Here is a 20,723-nt window from a genome sequence, read left to right as displayed (position 1 = left end):
AATCGAACATCCTAAATCCGAAATCGTATAATGTTTAGTATTTTAGCGATGCTTTTAAAACCAACAACTTATTTTGAGGCAACTACCTATATCTTCCATGTACAAAAACAGTAATTTTTTACTGTTTGCCCTTATCATTATTATCGCGGGGTGCTCGCTCGAAAAGCAAAGCGGTCTTAACCGCTCTATGCAAAATCTCACCGCGCATTATAATATACTATTCAATGCCAATGAATTGCTACGGCGCAAGCAGGAAAGTTATGCAGCCTCCTTCCCTGATGCCTATACCGAATTATTGAATGTCTATCCCGATACTACCAGCCAGAGTGGTTCGCCGGATAAGGATATGGAATTGGCCATTACCAAAGCCAATACCATCATCAATATTAAAGAGCAAAGCCATTACATTGGCAATGCCTACCTGGTTTTGGGCAAAGCCCGCTTTTTGGAGGGCAGCTATTTTGACGCGGTGGAATATTTTAGCTACGTAGTACGTTCATTCGGAAATAATTTCCCATTGGCCCAGGAAGCCATGGTTTGGGAAGGGCGCTCGCTTTTATATCTCAATAATCTCCCCAAAGCCAAGCTCGTTATTGATTCGGCTGTACAAAACATCAACCCCAAAAAACCTGGCAAAAGTTTCACGGCCGATGTATATGCTACCCGCATGCAGTACAACATCAACACGCAAAATTATGCCGAAGCCGAGGAAGATGCCAAGCAGGCTATAGAATTTTGTTCGGTAAGCAGGCTAAAGCTGCGCTGGATCTTTATTTTGGCCCAACTGCAGGAGCTTAACCTAAAACCCGCCGAGGCTTACAATAGTTACACCCGTATTGTGCAAAGCAACGCATCGTTTGAGATGGCCTTCAACGCCAATTTAAATCGCATCAGGATACAGGATAACCGCGATGGTATTAAGATAAGCAAGATAGACCAGTTGCGTAAATTATTGAAGAACCACGACAACATTGACTTTTTTGACCAGATATATTACCACATCGGGCAGCAATACTATGCCACAGGCGATATTGATAATGCCGTCAAAAACTACAAGCTCTCTATACGCCATAGCACCAAAAACCAAAACCAACGGGGCGTATCTTATTTACGCATTGCCGATATCGACTTTAAAAACAAAGCTGATTACGAGGGTGCTAAATTATATTACGACAGCACGCTTAATGATCTGTCGCCCAGCTATCCCGGTTATCAGCTTATTGTTAAAAAGAGCAACAACCTGCAAATACTCACAGGTCTGCTGCAAACCATAGCCCGGGAAGATACCCTGCAGATGCTGGCTGGGCTCGATGAAAAAACGCGAATGACGCATATTGACGCGATGGTTGCCCGTAAAGCCGCCAAAGAAAAAGCAGCGGCGGCAGAAGCCGCGGCAGCAGCAGCCAGCGCCAATAACGGCGATCCATTTAGTAACAGTTTTACGTTAAGTAACCCAGACGCGCAGATGCTGCAAAATGGGCAGAACCGACAGAATGGGCAAAATGGGCAAAACATAGTGAGTTCATTCTATTTTTATAACACCAACGCGGTAAGCCAGGGCTATACTGCCTTTAAGCGCCAATGGGGCAACCGTAAACTGGAAGATAACTGGCGCCGTAGTAAACGCTCAAACGCGGGCATGCCTACCAACGCCGGTCCTACCACAGGCCCTAATACCACTACCGACAAACTCGCGGGCCTTACGGGTAAAGCTGCCGATTCGGTCAGAAACGTGGAGTACAAACAACAGCTCATTCACGATCTGCCATTAACGCCCGATCTGATCAGTCAGTCCAATATCCGGATCTACAATGCTTATCTCGACCTGGGCAACCTGTATCGCGATGTGCTGGAAGATAAAAAAGAGGCCATAGCAGCCTTTGAGAAAATGCTGGCCCGCTTTCCGAACAATCCGGATAAACCCGCTATATATTATAATCTGTACCGTTTATATACGGATATCGACGCGACCAAATCCGACATGTATAAAAACCTTATCCTGAAGGACTACCCGCAAACCGCATTTGCCAAAATAATTCTTGATCCGGAGTACAGCAAAAAACTAAACGATGCCAACGCCGGGTTTAATGTGTTTTATAACCAGGTATATGACCTTTATGAACAAAAACAATACGCGCAGGTGGTTAGCGCCGCGGAGGATCTGTTAAAAAGATATCCGGACAATCGCTTCTCGGCACAGTTATTTTACTTAAAGGCCATAGCTGCGGGTCACCAGGAAAAACTGCCTCCATTTTTAACTGATATGCAGGAAATAGTTGCAAAATACCCGGATGACATATTGATAACCCCGTTGGCCCAGCAACACCTGGCTTACATTCATGCCAACATCGACGAAGTGGCCGCACGACCTATAGTACTTAATAACGAAGATCCGAATGAGATCCCGTTCACCCCGCCAGTGGCTTATCAAAAACAAACAGAGTATCGAAAAACCTATATTCCATCGCCACAGGCACCAGAATATCGCCACCCGGTTAACGCGCCTCTGAATGGGCTGACCTCAGTTACAACAAAAATCAACACGCAGCTAACTGCACCACAAGGCAAATTGAGTGATAATCATATCCAACAACCTGCCTATGTATTGCAGCAAGCCAACCAGGCCAACCCCGATAGTGTGACTACAACAATAGCCCCGCCTGTAATTGTAGCACAAAACATTGCCTCCATATTTTCAAAGCGAGATAGCACCCATTACTATTTTGCTATAAATGTAACCTCGGGTACAACTAATCTGGCCTCATCACGTTTTGGTATAGGACAATTTAACCGCATACGCTTTTTTGGCTATGGCTTTAAGCACGAGCTTATGACTGCCGGACCGGATGACCAGATCATTTATATCGGAAGGTTTTTTTCCCTGAGTGATGCCCGCAAATATGCCAAGAGCATTATCCCGGTATTACCCGATATTATGAAGGTACCTAAGGATAAATACAGTTTTTTTATCATTACCAAGGAAAATCTGGATAAATTAGCCGATCAAAAAGCGGTGGATAGTTATATTGACTATTACCAGAAAAATTATTGAAATGAGAACCACTAAGCCCAAGCTTACACAACAGGATATAAGAAGATATAACTGGTACATATGGCGTACCGTAATAGCCGGTTTTGTATTTGTTGGATTGATGATAGCACTAACTATTTTTGATGTATTTGGTCAGCTACCCTCTTTCCGCGATCTGGAAAACCCAAAGAGTAACCAGGCATCCGAAGTAATATCATCTGATAAAAAGGTACTGGGTACCTATTACATACAAAACCGGTCGAACGTTACCTATGCAGAGCTATCACCCAATGTAGTTAACGCGTTGGTTGCTACCGAAGACAAGCGTTTTTTTGATCACTCCGGTATTGATTTTGGTCGCAGCTTTACCATCTTTCTGCATTTATTGATCGGGCAGAAACAAGGCGGCAGCACTATTACTCAGCAATTGGCGCTAAACCTGTTCTCAGAGAGAGCGGCCAATCCATTTAAACGTATTGTCCAAAAAATGCAGGAATGGGTAACCGCCGTTAAGCTGGAACGTCATTATACCAAAGAAGAGATCCTGACCATGTACCTCAACACGGTTGATTTTGGTGCCTATAATACTTATGGTATTAAATCGGCTGCACGTACTTACTTTAATACCACCCCGGATAAACTTACACCAGACCAGGCAGCCTTATTAATAGGCATGGTTAACGGACCCGGTATCTACTCACCTATCCGTCACCCCGAAAACGCGCTGAGACGCCGTAACCTGGTGCTTAACCGCATGGTAGAAAAAGGCGATCTGAACCAGGCACAAGCTGATGAATACAAACAAAAACCGCTTGGACTCGATTTTCGCCCTAACAACCACTTTGATGGCCCGGCACCTTATTTCAGGTCGGTACTTAAAAAAGAGCTGCAAAAACTGTTTAAAGAGCAAAACATCAGCCGCTCAGATGGCAGTCCATACGATCTTGATCGTGATGGTTTAAAAATATATACCACCATTGATGCTACCATGCAGCAATATGCCGAGGAAGCACAGCAGCAATACATGCGTGATCTGCAAGTGCAGTTTAACGATCACTGGCGCGGGAAAAATCTGGCTAAAAGCATTCACAACTATAAATTGCTGATACAGCAGGGCATGCTTAAATCAGACCGATACAAGCAACTGAAAGCCCAGGGCATGAGCGACGAAGATATCACCACCAACTTTAACACTCCCGATAAACTCAACCTGTTTACCTGGCATGGCGATATTGATACGCTGATGAAACCTATCGATTCTATTGTGTATTGCAAAATGCTGCTCCGTAACGCGTTGATGAGTATGGACCCAACCACAGGCTATGTTAAAGCCTGGGTGGGTGGTACCAACTTTGAACACTTTAAATATGACCAGGTTAAAAACGGAACACGCCAGGTAGGTTCAACCGCCAAACCATTTACCTACGCGGTAGCTATTGATAATGGCTACTCCCCTTGTATGAAGATCAATAACGTGCCGGATACCATTAGGGGGTATGGCAGCGGTCCGTGGTGCCCACGTTCTTCTCCGTCCGAAACGATACCGGGCTTTATTACTCTGCGCCAGGCTTTGGCCCACTCGCAAAACTGGGTAACCGCGCACGTAATGGGCGAAGTTAAGCCCGAGCCTGTTGTAGAACTGATCAAAAAAATGGGAGTTACCAGTCCGGTACCGCCATATCCTTCTATTTGCCTGGGCACATTTGATGCCTCGGTATTTGAAATGACAGCGGCTTATTCGGTATTTGCCAACCACGGTTTGTGGACAGAGCCTACCTATATATTACGTATTGAAGATAAAAACGGCAACGTTTTATATACCCACACCCCAAAAGTAGTGCAGGCCATGAATCCGCAAACCGCCTATGTGATGACGTATATGCTTAAAGGCGTAATACAGGATGGTACAGGTTCACGCTTACAATATAAATATGGCCTGAGCAACCCGATAGGTGGTAAAACAGGCACAACTCAAAACAACTCCGATGGCTGGTTTATTGGCATCACCCCGCAACTGGTTACCGGCTTATGGACTGGCTGCGAAGACCGAGACATCGCATTCCAATCTACCCGGTTAGGTGAAGGCGCCAACAGCGCATTGCCTATATTTGCATTCTATATGAAAAAGGTATATGCCAACGCGGCACTGGGCATTAAAAAGAATGTCGACTTTGACGCGCCCAAAAACGGTGTAAGCATAGTGATGGATTGCAACCAATACAACCAGCAGCAACAAGGCACTACCGAAGTTGATAAGAAGCTGGGATTTTAGGTTGGTTCAGAAATAAAATCAAACAAAATTTGTCATTCTGAACAATAGTGAAGAATCTGTAAGCGACATGCATGTAGTATAATAGATCCTTCGTACCTCAGGATGACAACAAAGGCACTGTGGGTACCGATTAAGAAAATGGAGAAATTTGATTACAAAGTTGCATTAAAAAATATACCTCACAAACCCGGTGTTTATCAATACTGGGATAGTGAGCAGGAACTGATATATATTGGCAAAGCCAAAGATCTGCGCAACCGCGTAGGATCCTACTTTAACCAGGATACACATGTAAATGCCAAAACCCGTGTTTTGGTATCCAAGATACGCAATATCACTTTTACCATTGTTGATACCGAGGTGGATGCGTGGCTGTTGGAAAACAGTATGATCAAAAAGCATCAGCCGCGCTACAATGTGATGCTGAAGGATGATAAAACCTATCCATGGATCATCATTAAGAATGAGAACTATCCCCGCATCTTCTGGACCCGGCGTATTGTTAAAGATGGTTCAAAATACCTGGGGCCTTATGCTTCGGTAAGTATGATGCACAACATCTTAGGGCTTATTAAGGAAACATATCCCCTGCGCACCTGTAACCTGCAGCTCACCCGCGAAAACATTGACAAGGGCAAGTTTAAAGTTTGCCTGGAATACCAGCTGGGCAATTGCAAAGGCCCATGCCAAAACTATCAGACCGAGGATGATTATGACAACAGCATTGAGGAGATCAAGGATATCCTGAACGGTAAAATAGGAGCTGTGCTACGTCGTCTTAAAAGCGAGATGGAAACCGCGGTTGCAGAATATAACTATGAGCTTGCCCATCGTTTAAAACGAAAGTTCGAACTACTGGAAAACTACCAGAGTAAATCAACGGTGGTAAATTCGTCGATTACGGATGTGGACGTGTTCAGCATCGCTTCAGAAGATAAGATCGCCTTCGTTAACTTCTTAAAAGTAATGAACGGCACCATCATCCAAACGCAAACTATTGAGTTAAAGAAACGCCTGGACGAAAGTGATGAGGAGCTGCTTACCCTGGCTATATCTGAGTTCAGAAGCCGTTATAACAGTGATTCCAAAGAGATCATCGTACCTTTTGGTATCGATCTGGAAGATCATCCCGGCATCAAATTCACTGTACCTAAACTGGGCGAAAAGAAAAAATTGCTCGATCTTTCGCAAAAGAATGTGCTCTTCTTTAAAAAGGAGAAGATAGATCAGTATGAAAAGCTAAATCCCGAGATCAGGACCGAACGTTTGCTTACACAGATGATGAAGGACCTTCGCATGAACCAGCTTCCCCGACATATTGAGTGTTTTGATAACTCCAACTTCCAGGGTAAATATCCGGTGTCGGCCATCGTTGTATTTAAAGATGGCAAACCATCCAAGAAAGATTATCGCCATTTCCACGTAAAAACGGTAGAGGGCCCGAATGACTTTGCCACCATGGAAGAAGCCGTACACCGCCGCTACCGCCGTATGCTGGATGAAGGAACGGAACTGCCTCAGCTCATCATTATTGACGGTGGCAAGGGCCAATTGTCATCGGCGATGCACAGCCTAAAGCTATTGGGCATTGATAAACAGGTAACCGTAATAGGCATAGCCAAACGACTGGAAGAATTATACTATCCAAACGATCAGTACCCAATGTACCTGGATAAAAAATCAGAAACATTAAAGGTGATCCAGCATCTGCGCGATGAGGCCCACCGGTTTGGTATTACCTTCCACCGTAAGATACGCGATAAAGGCACCCTGGCCACCGAACTGGAACTGATAGAAGGCATAGGCAAAACTACCGCCGAAAAGCTGCTGAAATATTTTAAATCGGTTAAGAAGATCCGCGAGGCTAATGAGGAAACGCTATTGGAAGTTGTTAATCTGAAACAGGCGAAAGCTATTTTAGGATACTTTGGGAAAGAGGAAGAAGCAAGTCAAAAGTAAAAAAAGCTGTCATGCTGAGCCTGTCGAAGCATGGTGGGTAAAGGTCTCTCCGCATGATCCTTCGACAAGCTCAGGATGACAGGCCGGCCCTTATTAAAACAAAAAGGTCAAACCTATTACAATTTTGACCTTTTTTGATTTTGACTTAAAAACTCTTTTAGTATGACCACAGGTTAAGCTCCCAGTCCATCAGAGATTTCTTTATCCTCTCTGATTCGTAAAGCTTATCAATGCCCTGGGCATAATCTTTTATACGTTCGTCCTTATCGTTACTTTCTTTAACAATATAGCTGGTAAAAATGCGCTTCATAAAAACATCGTCGAAGCTTAAACCCGTCGCGTCGCTGTTACGACTGGCTACTTCTTTGGTAGCAAAAATGGGTCTTGCTTCCGGAAAATATACCCAAAACGCGGGTTGATAATCCAGATCAAGAGTACCCGCTTTTGGTTTAATCAATGGGGCTATACCTATAATGCGCGGCTCAAATACAGAACGCTGCTTATCAAAAACCCAATCTTCCTTGATACGGAATTTAACAACACTATCAGGGTTAAACTCGCCAGCCTGTAATGATGATCCTATTTTATTACCGTCTTTATCAAATTTATCAACTACCGAACTATCCGCCATTTTTGATTTGGCTCCGCCCGCACTAAGCGGAACCGTAAAGGCATCGCCTCCCGGATCGTCTTTTGTTGGTGTTGGATCATAAGCAGTCAATTCACCCGCAGCGATGGCATTTAAAAGCACATCAATCAACCTGCTTTTTGGCGAAGCCAAATACTGGTTCATTTTTTCGCGAACATCAATTTCCCGCCAAACGCGTTTAGCAAAAACCACATCATTTTCGCGCAGGTTTGGCAAAGGCGTAACCCGGGCGTTCAGGATGTTGTTCTTTTTATAATAACCATCAAGCGGTCTTTCAAAAGGCTTATTGGGATCAAATGTTTTGCGCTTAGAAGTATCAGCAACCGGCTGACTTACTACGTTGTCCTGCTGGCTTGATTGCTGTGGTTGCAGCTGTGCTGGCTGTTGCTGTGTTGTAGTAGCGGGCTTCCGGGTACGTTTTTTAGCGGGGCGTTTCTGAGCAAATACAGCCGAAACACACACTAAGCAAAGTACAAAACACAAAATTTTCTTTTTCATACGCCTTTAATTTGCGGATAATACAATTGGGTCAAGTCCTCTTGGTGTTCCATCAGGGCCAACTGCAACAATATCCTTAAATACAACAGTAGTACCCGGTGTAACGGTGTTCATTACAGAACGCATAGCGCCTGTTAATTCGCCCCCACTGCCTGACATAATAATGGCATCCTGGCGGGGTTTTACAACAAGCAGTGTAAAACGGGTTACATTAAATTTAGCATCAAAATCAAAGTTATCCAGTTTAGCAAACACCCTATCCTGCGCCCTTAAGTTTGCAGCACTGGTATTACCACCGCTTTTGCCGGCAAACTGAGGTTTAGGATCAGGTATACGCTTAACACGAAAATCAGACGTCCCTAAAACCATACCTTTATCGCCAAAAACAGTAACTTTTGCTGTACCTACACTACTCACTGTAGCTGTATAGTGTCCGCCGCTCCCACTGATCGATCCTCCGCTCATGCTTACTTTCATGCTTTCTTTGGGTACACCCGGCGCCGATACTGAAAGTGGGTTAGCTACACCAATATATAATACGTTCATTTTATCGGGCGATACTACCGCTGATGGTTTTGCCACCATGTAAGTAGCAGAAATAGGATAAACTTTTGGAGGTCCCTCTACCTGTTTCACCGATAAACTGCCAGTCCAGGTATGCAATCCTTCGCCACTTGCAGTGGTGGTATAAGTACCTACACCATTTGCAGTTGGAATTTGTGATCCACCAACAGTTATTACAGGATCTGATTTTTGGTCATATGCTGTTAGGTAGATCTCGGCCTTATATGGCTGGCCTGCCAAAACATAACTGCTTGGGGCAACAGCTACAGCCTTAAACTGATTTAAGGTCACTGACGCCTGATCAACTTTACCTAATAACTTTTTCACTACCTCGTTCTCCGCATTTTTATTATCAGCCTGTATTTTAGCCAGTGTTGTTAAAGCTGCCCCCAGGGGAATACCGTCACCAAAATACGCCTGCTGCCAGGACTTTTTACCCGGGTCGATCGCATTCAAAGAAAAGTTAACACCAGCCGCATCCTTACCTAATATTTGCAGCAAACGTGCCCTGGTGGCTTCAATTTTCCCTTTTAGTACATCAGCTTTTTTAGCGTTTATCATTACCTCAGGCGATATATCCAAACTTTCTCTTGCATCTACATCTCCGGTTTCTGAGTTGATCCCACCGCCTTTTTGTATTAATTCAGCTTTTAACTCTTCAATATATCCATTCAGTTCATCAGCAGCTTTACTTGCATCTTTGGCCTGAGCTTCCAGGCGTGCCGCCTTTTCTGGCTGCTCTTTTAACTTGGTTGCCTCAAATGCCGAATAAGTACTTTGTAAGCTGGCGTTAACGTTTTTTGTTGACTGATCTAAACTACTTGTAATGTTTTTAAACGCGTCTAACAAGCTATCCGGCACATTAAGGGCTATTAAGCCTAAAAGTACCAGGTATAGTATGCCTATCATTCGCTGTCTTGGGGTTTCCTTACCTCCGGCCATCTATATAAATATTAGCTTGTAAAAAATCTATTAATTATATTAATTAACACGTGGCTGGTTCATTGCGGTAAGCATATTCCCATAAACCGAATTTAACGATGCCAGGTTTTTTGCTAAACGCCCCACTTCTTCCTTAAACTGTTTAGAATCATCTAACGACTCGTTAAAGTTGTTCATGGTTAAAGACAGGTTTTTATAAAAGTTGTTCATTGATTTTAAATGAGCGCTTGAATCCTGCAATTCCAGTTCATAAACAGCATTTAGTTCAGACAGGTTTCTGCCTAATTTAGTTACCTGCTCGTGATAAACCTTTGAATCGACATTTGAATTGGCTAATTCTGATAAATTGGCTGATGCCTTATCAAAAGCAGTACTCAATTTATCATAGCTTGCCGATGCGGTTTTTACTTTATCAGTAAAGGCAATAGTAGCTTCGCCAGCATCTGTTACTCTTGATATGGCGGCAACTTTATCGCCAAAAGTTCTCAAACCATCGCCCAGGCTGCGTACCAGGTCCGGGCCTATCTTAGCATCCTCCAGCATCTTATCCAGAGCTTGTGTGTTTGATGAGTTGCTTACTACGGGCCTTGCGGTTGCCTTTGGCAATTCGCCGCTAAAATCCTCACTCAATTCCGGATAAACACGTACCCAGTCAATATCCTTATCTTCTCTTTGGAAACCCAACAATAAGAACAGGAAAGCTTCCATACCTAATCCTACTGTTATAAAGGTAGATGCCATTGGCCAGTGCTGTATTTTAAACAGCAAACCGATGATCACTATCGTAGCTCCCCATGATATCACATTTCCTATTCCATAAGGTTTTTTCTTCCCTGCCATAATAATTCAGAAATAATTTGTGTAGATGTTTTATTAATTAGTTTATGTTTATCGTTTGTCTTTAATATCGCGGCCCAAATAATCAGTTACACAACGGAAACCAATGTATGATTTCGCGGTGTCCTGGTATTCATAGGTACGGGTAGCGTTTTGAAGAAAATATCCGATATCTTTCCATGATCCGCCGCGTACAACCTTGCGCTTAAGTACTTCCGGATCGGTTGATTTTGCTTCGTAATTAAATGTAGGTGCGAGGTCATGCACAAATGATGAGGCTGATTCGTCGAAGGTTGATGATGTCCACTCAGCTACGTTACCAGCCATGTTATACAGACCGTAATCATTAGGAAAATAAGAGCGTACATTTACCGTATAAGCACCGCCATCATCTGTATAATTACCACGGCCAGGTTTAAAATTGGCCAGTAAACAGCCCTTGGCATTTTTAATATACGGGCCACCCCATGGATAGTCGGTACCTATCCTGCCACCACGTGCAGCATATTCAAACTGCGCTTCGGTGGGTAAGCCATAAGGTAAGCGATGCGGTAAACGGCGCGAATCTTTGTAAGCATCATTATAACGGGTACGCCATACAGTATAAGCTCTCGCCTGCCTCCAGGTAACACCCACTACCGGGTAATTACGGAAAGCAGGATGTGAAAAATAACCTTCAACCATCGGCTCATTGGCAGCGTATGAAAAATCGCTCAGCCATACCAGGGTGTCCGGATAAACGGCTACCGTATCGCGCAGGATAAAGTCGGAGCGTCTTTTGCTTTTATCGTTTTTATAATTGGCTGCATCACGTAAAACCATAATAGAGTAGTTATATTTTAATATACGTACGTCTATTTCGTTACGATCAAAAACACGGTCATCGCCTTGGTAATACATACCCTGCAGCTTAGAAGCATTACCGGCCTGTCCTTTTTTGTTTCCCCAAACCGGGTTCTTTTTTACATAATCCCAGTTAATGAATTTTTTGCCGGTATTAGTATTGGCATTAGCAGCGCCTTTGGGCTGAATGTAATATTTATTATCGTTGGCGTAATTGGTAATAGCTATAGAATCACGAACCCAGTAAACAAACTGTTTATACTGGCTATTGGTGGTTTCTGTCTGATCCATGAAGAAAGGCGCGATGGTAACCTGTTTGGTTTGCGCTATCTGCGCAAAGGTTACATCCTGATCAGTTTGCCCCATCAGGAAAGTTCCGCCGGGTATATAAACCATACCGTAAGGCACCTCTGATCTGAATGAACGCTGCGGGATACCGGTAACTTCCCCTCTATCGCCCCCTTTGCTGCAACCGCTCAAAAACCCGCCCGCTAAAACAACTATTAAAAAGTAGATATGCTTCATTTTAAAACAAATTCAGTTATATAAACTATAACATTATAAGCCCCCCGAATATATCAAAAATTTGCACTAACAAACCCAAAAAACATTTTTTTAACCTAAAATAAAGTCAATAAATGCCCTTTGCGTTATTTTAACGACAAATTATTGCATTGTGAAGGAGCAAAAACCTAATCACACTCATGTGAATTAGTTGGCATTAATACGCTAACATTTCACAAAAAGTTGCAACAGGATCCAATAAATTTCTAAATTATTTATTTGTTTACCAGTTTAACATATTGCTCAATAGCCATTGTCATGGATGGGGCTGCTGGGGTTGGCGCCGGAATATCCAGGATCAGGCCTGCTTCGAGCACTGCCTTGTGTGTTGTTGCACCAAAGGCGGCTATACGGGTATTGTTTTGTTTAAAATCGGGAAAGTTTTTATATAACGACTGGATGCTTGACGGACTGAAAAACGCGATCACATCATAAAACACATCGGCCAGATCAGAAAGATCACTGCAAACGGTACGGAACAATACAGCTGGTGTAAAGTTATAACCGTTCTCGAGCAGGAAACGCTGGGTTTCTTCTGCCGCAACATCCGAACATGGATAAAGGAATTTTTCGGCCGAATGTTTCTTTAACACTTCTGCCAGGTCGGCAGCGGTTTGTTTACCAAAAAATATTTTACGCTTACGGTATTGAATATACTTTTGCAGGTAAAGCGCTATGGTTTCTGACAGACAGAAATATTTCATTTCGACCGGTACCTCAAAACGCATCTCTTCGCAAATACGAAAAAAATGATCGGCTGAGTTACGGCTGGTAAAAATAACCGCGGTAAAATCGCTTAGGTTTATTTTTTCCTTTCTGAAATCTTTTGCAGGAACGCCTTCAACATGAATGAATGATCTGAAGTCAATTTTCAGGTTTAGCTTTTTAGCCAGTTCTGCATACGGATTCTTATCGTTTTCGGGCTTTGATAAAGTAACTAATATACTTTTAACCTTTTTCTTTCTGTCTTCCAAATCAATTCGTTTAAACTACCTAAATTCTAATATTCAATGCCTTTATTAAAATTAAAATGGGGCAAATTTCGAGGGCACAAAGATACGTAAATAAATAAAATTTATGAAATCGAAAAGCAGAAATAATATTTACACTGCTTCTGAGATATTGCCAGATAAATATAACTACCGTTATGAGTAACGTTACGTCAAGCAAAGCCGGAACATAACGGTTAGCCAATAAGCTAAAACAAACCACCACCGGTAAAAATATGAACGCTAAATTGAAGTAGGTAAGATGCAGTATATTCAGGTATTCGGTCACCAGGCGGTTCATATCAAATACAAAGCCCAAAAACCTAAGCGCCAGGAACTTCAACGCAAATAAAACAATGATAATAACCGTAAGCGATACATATAAACGCGTACCACTTACTATGTAATACACATTTTTGTAGGCGGCGAGCTGGAATAAGAATAAGCCACAGGTTAAACAGAATAATAAAAAAAGCCCTAGAAAAGCCCATGAACTTACAAAACCTTCTTCTTTACCTGCCTGTGAGAGAACCCGTTTACTATAAAACGATTGCAACACATAAGTTACATCTTTATTCAGGCCGATATTAAGCGCCGCTGTGTACAAAAGCAAGCCTACAATAATACTGATTATCCAGGGGTCACGTAGCGGCCGGCTATGCCCATCGCGCACCAGGCTTTTTGATTTTGAAGGCATATCTAAAAAGCCGTACCCCTTATATTTATAAGAACTGTGCGCCAGCAAACTATCGGTAAACTCCTTTGTAGTTGCCGAATCCGGGGCATGTATATAACGCATGGCTATGGAGTCGGACACAAAAACCTTGCGGGCCTGCATAGCTGCCGCTACAGAATCAAGTACCGAGGTACCGGCTTTACGTAGGTTTATTTTCCTCCTGGCACTATTACCCGCAATTACCGAGTCCTGCTGTGCAAAAACAGACGAGCAGCTCCATAATAAAAGCAGGAAACACCAGATAGCTAAACGCATTTAAAAAGCAAAATATAAACCCCGTTAAATTTGCTGCAAATTTATTGTAATAATTGATTGTTTTATAAACCCTTTATAATTATACTCCTATTAATAAAATAAACTTTATTAATAGGAGCACCAATAGCGGCACACCCGGCAACGCCATTTTTAAACCTAACATGCAGTGAAATTTGCAGCGGATCGGGATAAAGCTTGAATAAGAACAGGACGATGCCTATGATGACGATAACAAAATGCTAAGATCAATCAAAACACTTCGAACTGTTGTATTTGCCGACCTTTGTGGCGCGGAAATTTTATATCAATAAAAAAAGCCTGCAGTCACCTCTATATGGCCGCAGGCAATTATTATAGACTAGGGATTTAGCTATTTCTGTCAAATAAGCTTCCGAAGATCCTTAGAAAGATATTTTTCTTGGATAACTCTATATAACCATCCCCCGTTAATGTACTGGCCAGGGGTATGGTTTTATTCTTGATAGTTTTAAGCCCGTCTACCAGTTTAACTTTGGCTATATACTTATCATGTACAGGTATCCTTATAATTTCGGTTATCTTTCCTTCCAACGGGCCAAAAGTTGCCGCGGAGTACTCTGCAAGGTTGATCATCACTTTCTGATTAGGCAAAACTTCGCCAACTCGCTCTGGTTTTATGTATAACCGCACCTCGTAGTTTCCTAATGTGGGGTTAATGATAATGGTGTTTTTACGGGCGTTATCTTCAGTGCCCTTAAGTACGATGGCTTTACCCTCAACCGGAGTAGTGATCACAGAGGTAACCTTACCCGCCGAATTGGTTTGAACCAACAAGGTATCGTTGGCCTTAACCGTGGCCCCGTCTTTTATATCAGACTTGTATATTTCAGCCCCATCTTTTAACCAGCTAACCTTAAAGGGCTGGTTTTTGGAATCAATGATCACTGTTGACGGTAGCAACGACGGGAAGCTTATTATTGTTGAGCATAAAATTATGATGCCAAAAACAAATAAAAACATCATGATACCCCATCTTATTAACCAGGGAGGAACATTACCAATAATCTCCTCAACCTCGTAACTGTGTTCTACAAAATCTAATCTATCTGGCATAATCCAAAAATTTAAGCAGCATCCAATTCTAATTGATTTTTAACAAGCTCATAATATTTACCTCTTTTTTGCACCAGTTCTAGGTGGTTACCCACTTCAATGATAGTTCCGTTTTCCATCACCACAATCTGGTCGGCATTTTTAACGGTGCTTAACCGGTGAGCAATTACCAATACCGTGCGTCCTTTAAAAAAGTCATTCAGGTTTTGCATTATAACGGTTTCGTTGTTGGCATCAAGCGCGCTGGTGGCCTCGTCAAAAAACAGGTACTTAGGCTGTTTATACACCGCTCTTGCAATAAATATCCGTTGCTTTTGCCCTCCGCTCATGCCGGTACCGGTATTGCCAATTTTAGTTGTAAGTCCTAAAGGCAGTTTCTTGATATAGTCCTGAATATTGGCAACGTTAATGGCATGTTGTAAAATTTCCTCATTAGGGGTATCCTCGTTGGCGGCGATGTTGCGCGATATGGTATCTGAGAAAATGTACCCTTCCTGCATTACGGTTCCGCAAATTTTTCTCCAGTCGCGTGCAGACAGATCCAGGATGTCTGATTCATTTATGGTGATCTGGCCTTCTGTTGGCGGATAGAATTTCAACAACAGTTTCAGCAGCGTGCTTTTCCCGCTACCGCTTGAGCCTACTATCGCGGTTACCTTGCCTTCCGGAATAAACAGATTGATATTCTTAAGCACTTTTACCGATTGTGAACCACCGTATTGGAACGAAACATTATCCAGGTGTATACCTCGTTTGGTATTATACGTTTTACCGTTGATCATCTGGCTATTGATTACATTATCGGCACTTTCGCTTGTTTCGTAAAGCTCCTTGTTCACCTTTCCGGCCTTGGTTGACAGATCGATCTCCTCATTACTCTGTTCATGTATCTCGCTTAAGCGTTCCAGACTTATTTTGGCATCCTGCACACTCCTCACAAAACCAATGATCTGGTTTAACGGGTTATTCATCTGGCCTACCACGTATGATATACTGAGCATCACGCCTAATGAGATACTGTTATTGATCACCAGGAAAGCCGCGGTAGATGATATCAGGATATTTTTAAGCTGGGTAACAAACGATGAGCCTATTTCTTGATATTGCTCCAAAGCCAAACTCTGGATGTTTACCTTAAACAGCCTTGCCTGTATACGCTCCCATTCCCATCTTCTGGTTCTTTCGCAGTTGTTCAGTTTAATCTCCTGCATGCTGGTTACCAGCTCGTATATGGTATTCTGGTTTTCACGCATCCGTTGAAAACGTACATAATCCAAATCCTTACGCTTTTTCAGGAAAAGCAGTACCCAGGCAATAGAAATAGCACTGCCGATACCAAAAATAGCCAGGATTTTGACGTTGTATGAACCGAGTACAATGGAGAATATCAATATGTTGATGATAGAGAACAAGGTACTTAAGGTTGAACCCGTTAAAAACGTTTCTATCCGGTGATGGTCATTGATCCTTTGTGTAATATCACCAACGTTCTTCGACTCAAAATAACTGATGGGCAGCTTCATGAGCTTAACCAAAAAGTTGGAAATAATAGTTACACTCACCCGGGTGTTGATATGCAGCAACATCCAGTTCCTGATCATATCTACCGTCATCCCCCCTACAAACAGGAAGAGTTGCGAAAAAAGCACCAGGTAAATAAAATCGATGTTGTGCCGCTGTATCCCAAAATCAACCATACTTTGTGTAAGGAATGGGAAGATCAGGGCGATAAGGCTGCTCAGGAACATACCGATGATAACCTGAATAACATATTTTTTATAGGGCGTGATATACTTATACAGAAATTTAAAGCCGCTCGACTTGGTTTTGTGAGTTTCCTCCTGGTTGAAAAACTCGATAGTGGGCTCTACAATCAGGGCTACACCTTTTGAATCGCTGCTATTCATCCAGAACCGGGTAAAAGTTGCCTGGTCAATAGATATCAGATTATGTCCGGGATCGGCAATCAGGAATTTCAGTTTTTTCTTCTTGGAGAGGATGCCTTCTTTAACTAACTGAATATCGTACAAAACCACAAAGTGTTCCTGGTTCCAGTGGAGGATACAGGGCAGCGGAACATCCTCAACCAGCTGGTTCAGCGTAATTTTAACACCCAATGTTTTCAGACCAATTTTTTCGGCGGCTTCGCCCAGGCCCAGGAGGTTTACACCCTGGCGGGTAATAAATGAATTAGCCCTTAAAAAGTCTAATGAATAATCTTTCCCATAATATGATGCGATCATCTTTAAACAAGTGGGGCCGCAATCCATGTGGTCTAACTGCTTGTGAAATTTAAATTTCCTTTTCATCATTATTATTTAATAGCTTATCATTGAATGTATTTCATTAAAAACATTATCGTACGAAAGCAAATTCTTTTTTGCTTTACTTAAAACCTTTTGCGGCAAACTATCCATCAATATATTGTGGATATGACATATTAACTTAAGCGAATCATGGCAGTAAACCGACCGGTTGTTAAATCCGTTTATCGCGCTATACCGGTTTGGTAAAAACCCACCGCCACAAATACCCACTACCTTACAATTACTACAGGGAAATGGTAACTCCTGGTGACTGTTGTAATGCATGTTCAGCTGGTTGTTCTGTAACGCACTTTCCAGGTCCATATCCAGGATATTCATGTTCTCTTTGGTCATGCCATGTCCGCACACCTTTAACGCGCCCGAAACTTCAATGCTCCCATCGGTTTCAATGATCAAAAAGTCGAGTTTTTCACCACCAAAATATTGTGAGCTTTGCCTTAAACCGATGCACAAACCCAGTATTTGCTCAAATATGGGGATCGATGGTTTAGGCTTATCATCAAAGTACCAGCGGTCAAAAATTTTGATCAGCCAATCGGCATATACTGTCCGGTTTTTAGCCCAGTCAGGTGGTGGAACATCCCAGGAGGCATACGGTAAAAGCAAATTGAAGCTCCTGATATTTAATTCCTTTATCTGCTGATAAAGCTTATCCGGATCGGCCCGGGTATTAATAACCGTTAATATCCCCAGGTTTAGCTTGCCCTGATAACTATTAACCAGATCAATTGCTTCAATAACTTTTTGGTATGATCCTTTTCCGGCATGATCAACACGTTTGCTGTCATGAATTTCCTCGTAACCATCTAAACTGATGCCTATGGTTATCCCCGCTGATAAAAAAAAATCACACCATTCTTTGGTCAAAAGCACCCCATTGGTTTGCATTGCGAAATGCAGATGCGTTTGAGGCTGAATGATCTCCCGGGCTTTTTTAATAAACCCCTCAAAAAAACCCATGCTTTGTAATAGAGGCTCGCCCCCATGAAAAACAAAGTGAAAATTGCTGATATTATGCTTTTCGCAATGCCGGGATACCTTTTGCAAAATAGCCTGAACCACTTTTACCGACATGAACTTTGGCTGATCCTGATAAGTTAAATCGCCCAGGTTATAAACGTAGCAATAAGTGCAATTCAGGTTACATCTGCTGGCTACTTTTAAAACAAGCGTATTTAAATTCATTAGCTTAGGGATCAGTAACCATACTCAGGTTAGTTTTTAGTCATCAGTCTTTTTTATCCAGGTGCACTTCAATAAAACCCGGGAGATTGCCAGTATCCATTGTTTCAATGAACCCGCCGGCGATAGTATCACCGCCTTCTAACTCAATTCCTTTGAGTTTTAATTGTTCAATGGCTGATGACTTCAAGTCGTGTTCAGCCGGATTTGATTTTTTGTCTTTCTTTTTCATTTTGAGTAATAGTTATTGTCCTGATCAAAAATTACTGAACTCTTAGTCCATATGTTTTTTTTCTCCGGATCATGATAAAGTGGTTTATATTCTTTATCACCACCGTTTATTGTTGTTAAAGCCTCACTATCCAAAATAGATTGATCGTCCAGGGCTGCCAATGTTTGTTTAAAATGATTTAAGTCCTTTTTCATGATGTCCTTTAATCTTTTTAGGTTTAACTCGATTAATTGTGTTGTTGTTTATGTAATTATAGCGAAGAATGTAATTATGACCTTCATTTTTTCGACCAATGCGAGCGTTTGGATGACTAATTAACCTAATCTTTCCGCTTATGAAAATGAGCATGTTAACGGTTTTTCCCCGCTATCTAAATCACATGTAAAAGTCAGGCGGTACATTATATATGTGGCACAATAAACAGAGGCGGCTCCAATACAAATCCTACAGCTATAGAAAAACTTATCTGATTTTTTGGTGAAGGTTTCGTCTTTATTTATTTCAGGATATAAATTGATAAAACCTACCGTATTTGAACATTGGCCCACGGGATGGCGTAGTTAGTCGAAAAAGTTTCGCTTTGGCTATTAGCCCGGTTAGTTTTATCATAAACAAACTAAAATTTTAAAGCCATGTCAGAAAAAAAAGGATCTTACAGCTTCAGGCTGAATCTTGACGAATTAACTCCGGAGCAGTTATTCGACAAATTGAAAAAATTACAAAATGACGCGCTGATAGACGCGGGCGAATCTATTGCCGGTGGCGCCGACAAACAAAGTTCTGTAAGTGTAGTTCACGGTTCTGTTAGCGGTACCTTTAGCAGAGCTGCTAACTAAACACAACTTCATTTTAAAAGGCGGCCCGGTTTGCAGATGCAGACCGGCCGCTTTTTTATTATTCGTTTTAGGCTGACTATGCATACGTACATACATAATACACTATTTGTCAGCATGTTGCTTTGATTAGTCGAAAAAGTTTCGCTTTAAAACAGGTCTCAATTAGCTTTAATTATAAACAAACTAAAATTTAAAGCCATGTCAGAAAAAAAAGGATCTTACAGCTTCAGGCTGAATCTTGACGAATTAACTCCGGAGCAGTTATTCGACAAATTGAAAAAATTACAAAATGACGCGCTGATAGATGCAGGTGAATCTATCGCTGGCGGAGCCGATAAACAAAGCTCTGTAAGTGTGGTGCACGGTTCCGTTAGCGGCACTTTCAGCAGGGCCGCATCACCAACTCAATCGTAATTTTCCATCGGCACAAAACCCGATATGTAAGTTACATATCGGGTTTTGTGCGTTAATAACCCTTATGCAGGTAGTGTTTTTTAATACATGTATCAAAATATCATCGCCCGCCAAATATTATACATTAGTCTCCGGCCCGCTTTGATTGGTCGAAAAAATTCGCCTCCGGCTTATTCTGATTTTAGCTTTACTATAAATTAAAACTTTAAAGCTATGTCAGAAAACAAAGACACCAAAGGAACTTACAGCTATAGGCTGAACCTTGACGAAATGACTCCAGAAGAGTTGTTTGACAAATTAAAAAAATTACAAAATGATGCATTGGCCGAAGCCGGAGAATCTATTTCTGGTGGCGCTGCCGGTGATGCAAGAGCCAGCGTTATCCATGGTTCTGTAGGTGGCACCTTCAGCAGATCTGTTGCACAGTAATTGTAATTTACAGGCCAAAAACAAAACCCTGCGGACAATTGTCTGCAGGGTTTTGTTTTTAACAGACCCTTA

General features: G+C 42.1%; 17 protein-coding genes. 6 read left to right on the top strand and 11 right to left on the bottom strand.

From position 1 onward, the window contains the following. The first annotated feature begins 97 nt into the window (after window positions 1–97). The 3 genes from ACTJKG_RS24335 (at window position 98) to uvrC (ending at window position 7,262) form a co-directional block, all read left to right on the top strand. Complete coding sequence (locus ACTJKG_RS24335; protein ID WP_440740638.1) at window positions 98–3,052, top strand: tetratricopeptide repeat protein; 2,955 nt, start codon at window positions 98–100, stop codon at window positions 3,050–3,052. 1 nt (window position 3,053) lies between these two features. After that, complete coding sequence (locus tag ACTJKG_RS24330) at window positions 3,054–5,303, top strand: transglycosylase domain-containing protein (protein WP_172337750.1); 2,250 nt, start codon at window positions 3,054–3,056, stop codon at window positions 5,301–5,303. A gap of 138 nt (window positions 5,304–5,441) precedes the next feature. Beyond that, window positions 5,442–7,262, top strand: coding sequence for an excinuclease ABC subunit UvrC (uvrC, locus tag ACTJKG_RS24325; protein ID WP_440740637.1), 1,821 nt, complete (start codon window positions 5,442–5,444; stop codon window positions 7,260–7,262). A 157-nt stretch (window positions 7,263–7,419) separates the two neighbouring features. Here the strand turns inward: uvrC and gldN are convergent, their stop codons facing one another. From gldN to ACTJKG_RS24270, 11 genes are all read right to left on the bottom strand, one after another. Continuing rightward, a complete protein-coding gene (gldN, locus tag ACTJKG_RS24320; RefSeq protein ID WP_440740636.1) occupies window positions 7,420–8,409 on the bottom strand; it encodes a gliding motility protein GldN in 990 nt (329 codons plus the stop codon). 6 nt (window positions 8,410–8,415) lie between these two features. Then, on the bottom strand, window positions 8,416–9,915 hold the full coding sequence (gene gldM, locus ACTJKG_RS24315; RefSeq protein WP_172337753.1) for a gliding motility protein GldM: 1,500 nt from the start codon (window positions 9,913–9,915) through the stop codon (window positions 8,416–8,418). A 39-nt stretch (window positions 9,916–9,954) separates the two neighbouring features. Then, window positions 9,955–10,755 carry a gliding motility protein GldL gene (gene gldL, locus ACTJKG_RS24310; RefSeq protein WP_440740635.1) on the bottom strand — a complete coding sequence of 267 codons (801 nt, stop codon included), beginning with the start codon at window positions 10,753–10,755 and terminating at the stop codon, window positions 9,955–9,957. Between the two features lie 48 nt (window positions 10,756–10,803). After that, window positions 10,804–12,120, bottom strand: a complete 1,317-nt coding sequence (locus ACTJKG_RS24305) for an SUMF1/EgtB/PvdO family nonheme iron enzyme (RefSeq protein WP_172337755.1) — start codon at window positions 12,118–12,120, stop codon at window positions 10,804–10,806. 254 nt (window positions 12,121–12,374) lie between these two features. Next, complete coding sequence (locus tag ACTJKG_RS24300) at window positions 12,375–13,139, bottom strand: uroporphyrinogen-III synthase (protein WP_076376218.1); 765 nt, start codon at window positions 13,137–13,139, stop codon at window positions 12,375–12,377. A 13-nt stretch (window positions 13,140–13,152) separates the two neighbouring features. After that, window positions 13,153–14,139: a DUF4271 domain-containing protein gene (locus tag ACTJKG_RS24295; protein WP_440740634.1), complete on the bottom strand. Its 987-nt coding sequence runs from the start codon at window positions 14,137–14,139 to the stop codon at window positions 13,153–13,155. A 366-nt stretch (window positions 14,140–14,505) separates the two neighbouring features. Then, window positions 14,506–15,231, bottom strand: coding sequence for a hypothetical protein (locus ACTJKG_RS24290; protein WP_172337757.1), 726 nt, complete (start codon window positions 15,229–15,231; stop codon window positions 14,506–14,508). Window positions 15,232–15,242: 11 nt separating this feature from the next. Then, the gene (locus tag ACTJKG_RS24285; protein ID WP_172337853.1) at window positions 15,243–17,540 is read right to left on the bottom strand and encodes a peptidase domain-containing ABC transporter; all 2,298 of its coding nucleotides are present in this window, start codon (window positions 17,538–17,540) and stop codon (window positions 15,243–15,245) included. Window positions 17,541–17,549: 9 nt separating this feature from the next. Further along, window positions 17,550–18,743: a radical SAM protein gene (locus tag ACTJKG_RS24280; RefSeq protein ID WP_440740633.1), complete on the bottom strand. Its 1,194-nt coding sequence runs from the start codon at window positions 18,741–18,743 to the stop codon at window positions 17,550–17,552. A 43-nt stretch (window positions 18,744–18,786) separates the two neighbouring features. After that, on the bottom strand, window positions 18,787–18,972 hold the full coding sequence (locus tag ACTJKG_RS24275; protein ID WP_172337759.1) for a hypothetical protein: 186 nt from the start codon (window positions 18,970–18,972) through the stop codon (window positions 18,787–18,789). Then, window positions 18,969–19,166 carry a hypothetical protein gene (locus tag ACTJKG_RS24270; protein WP_172337760.1) on the bottom strand — a complete coding sequence of 66 codons (198 nt, stop codon included), beginning with the start codon at window positions 19,164–19,166 and terminating at the stop codon, window positions 18,969–18,971. The genes ACTJKG_RS24275 and ACTJKG_RS24270 overlap by 4 nt, the downstream gene beginning before the upstream one ends. Before the next feature lie 438 nt (window positions 19,167–19,604). On the opposite strand from ACTJKG_RS24270, the gene ACTJKG_RS24265 reads away from it, so the two are divergent. The 3 genes from ACTJKG_RS24265 (at window position 19,605) to ACTJKG_RS24255 (ending at window position 20,651) form a co-directional block, all read left to right on the top strand. Then, window positions 19,605–19,808: a hypothetical protein gene (locus ACTJKG_RS24265; RefSeq protein ID WP_166090748.1), complete on the top strand. Its 204-nt coding sequence runs from the start codon at window positions 19,605–19,607 to the stop codon at window positions 19,806–19,808. A gap of 198 nt (window positions 19,809–20,006) precedes the next feature. Next, window positions 20,007–20,222: a hypothetical protein gene (locus ACTJKG_RS24260; protein ID WP_172337761.1), complete on the top strand. Its 216-nt coding sequence runs from the start codon at window positions 20,007–20,009 to the stop codon at window positions 20,220–20,222. A gap of 213 nt (window positions 20,223–20,435) precedes the next feature. Continuing rightward, entirely contained in the window at window positions 20,436–20,651 is a 216-nt protein-coding gene (locus tag ACTJKG_RS24255; RefSeq protein WP_172337762.1) for a hypothetical protein, read from the top strand. Window positions 20,652–20,723: the final 72 nt, after the last annotated feature.

This window comes from Mucilaginibacter sp. 22184 (assembly GCF_052045695.1).
In the GTDB taxonomy this organism is placed as follows: Bacteria; Bacteroidota; Bacteroidia; order Sphingobacteriales; family Sphingobacteriaceae; genus Mucilaginibacter.
Note: the sequence above shows the minus strand (reverse complement) of the source record. Positions and strands in the feature narration are given on the sequence as shown.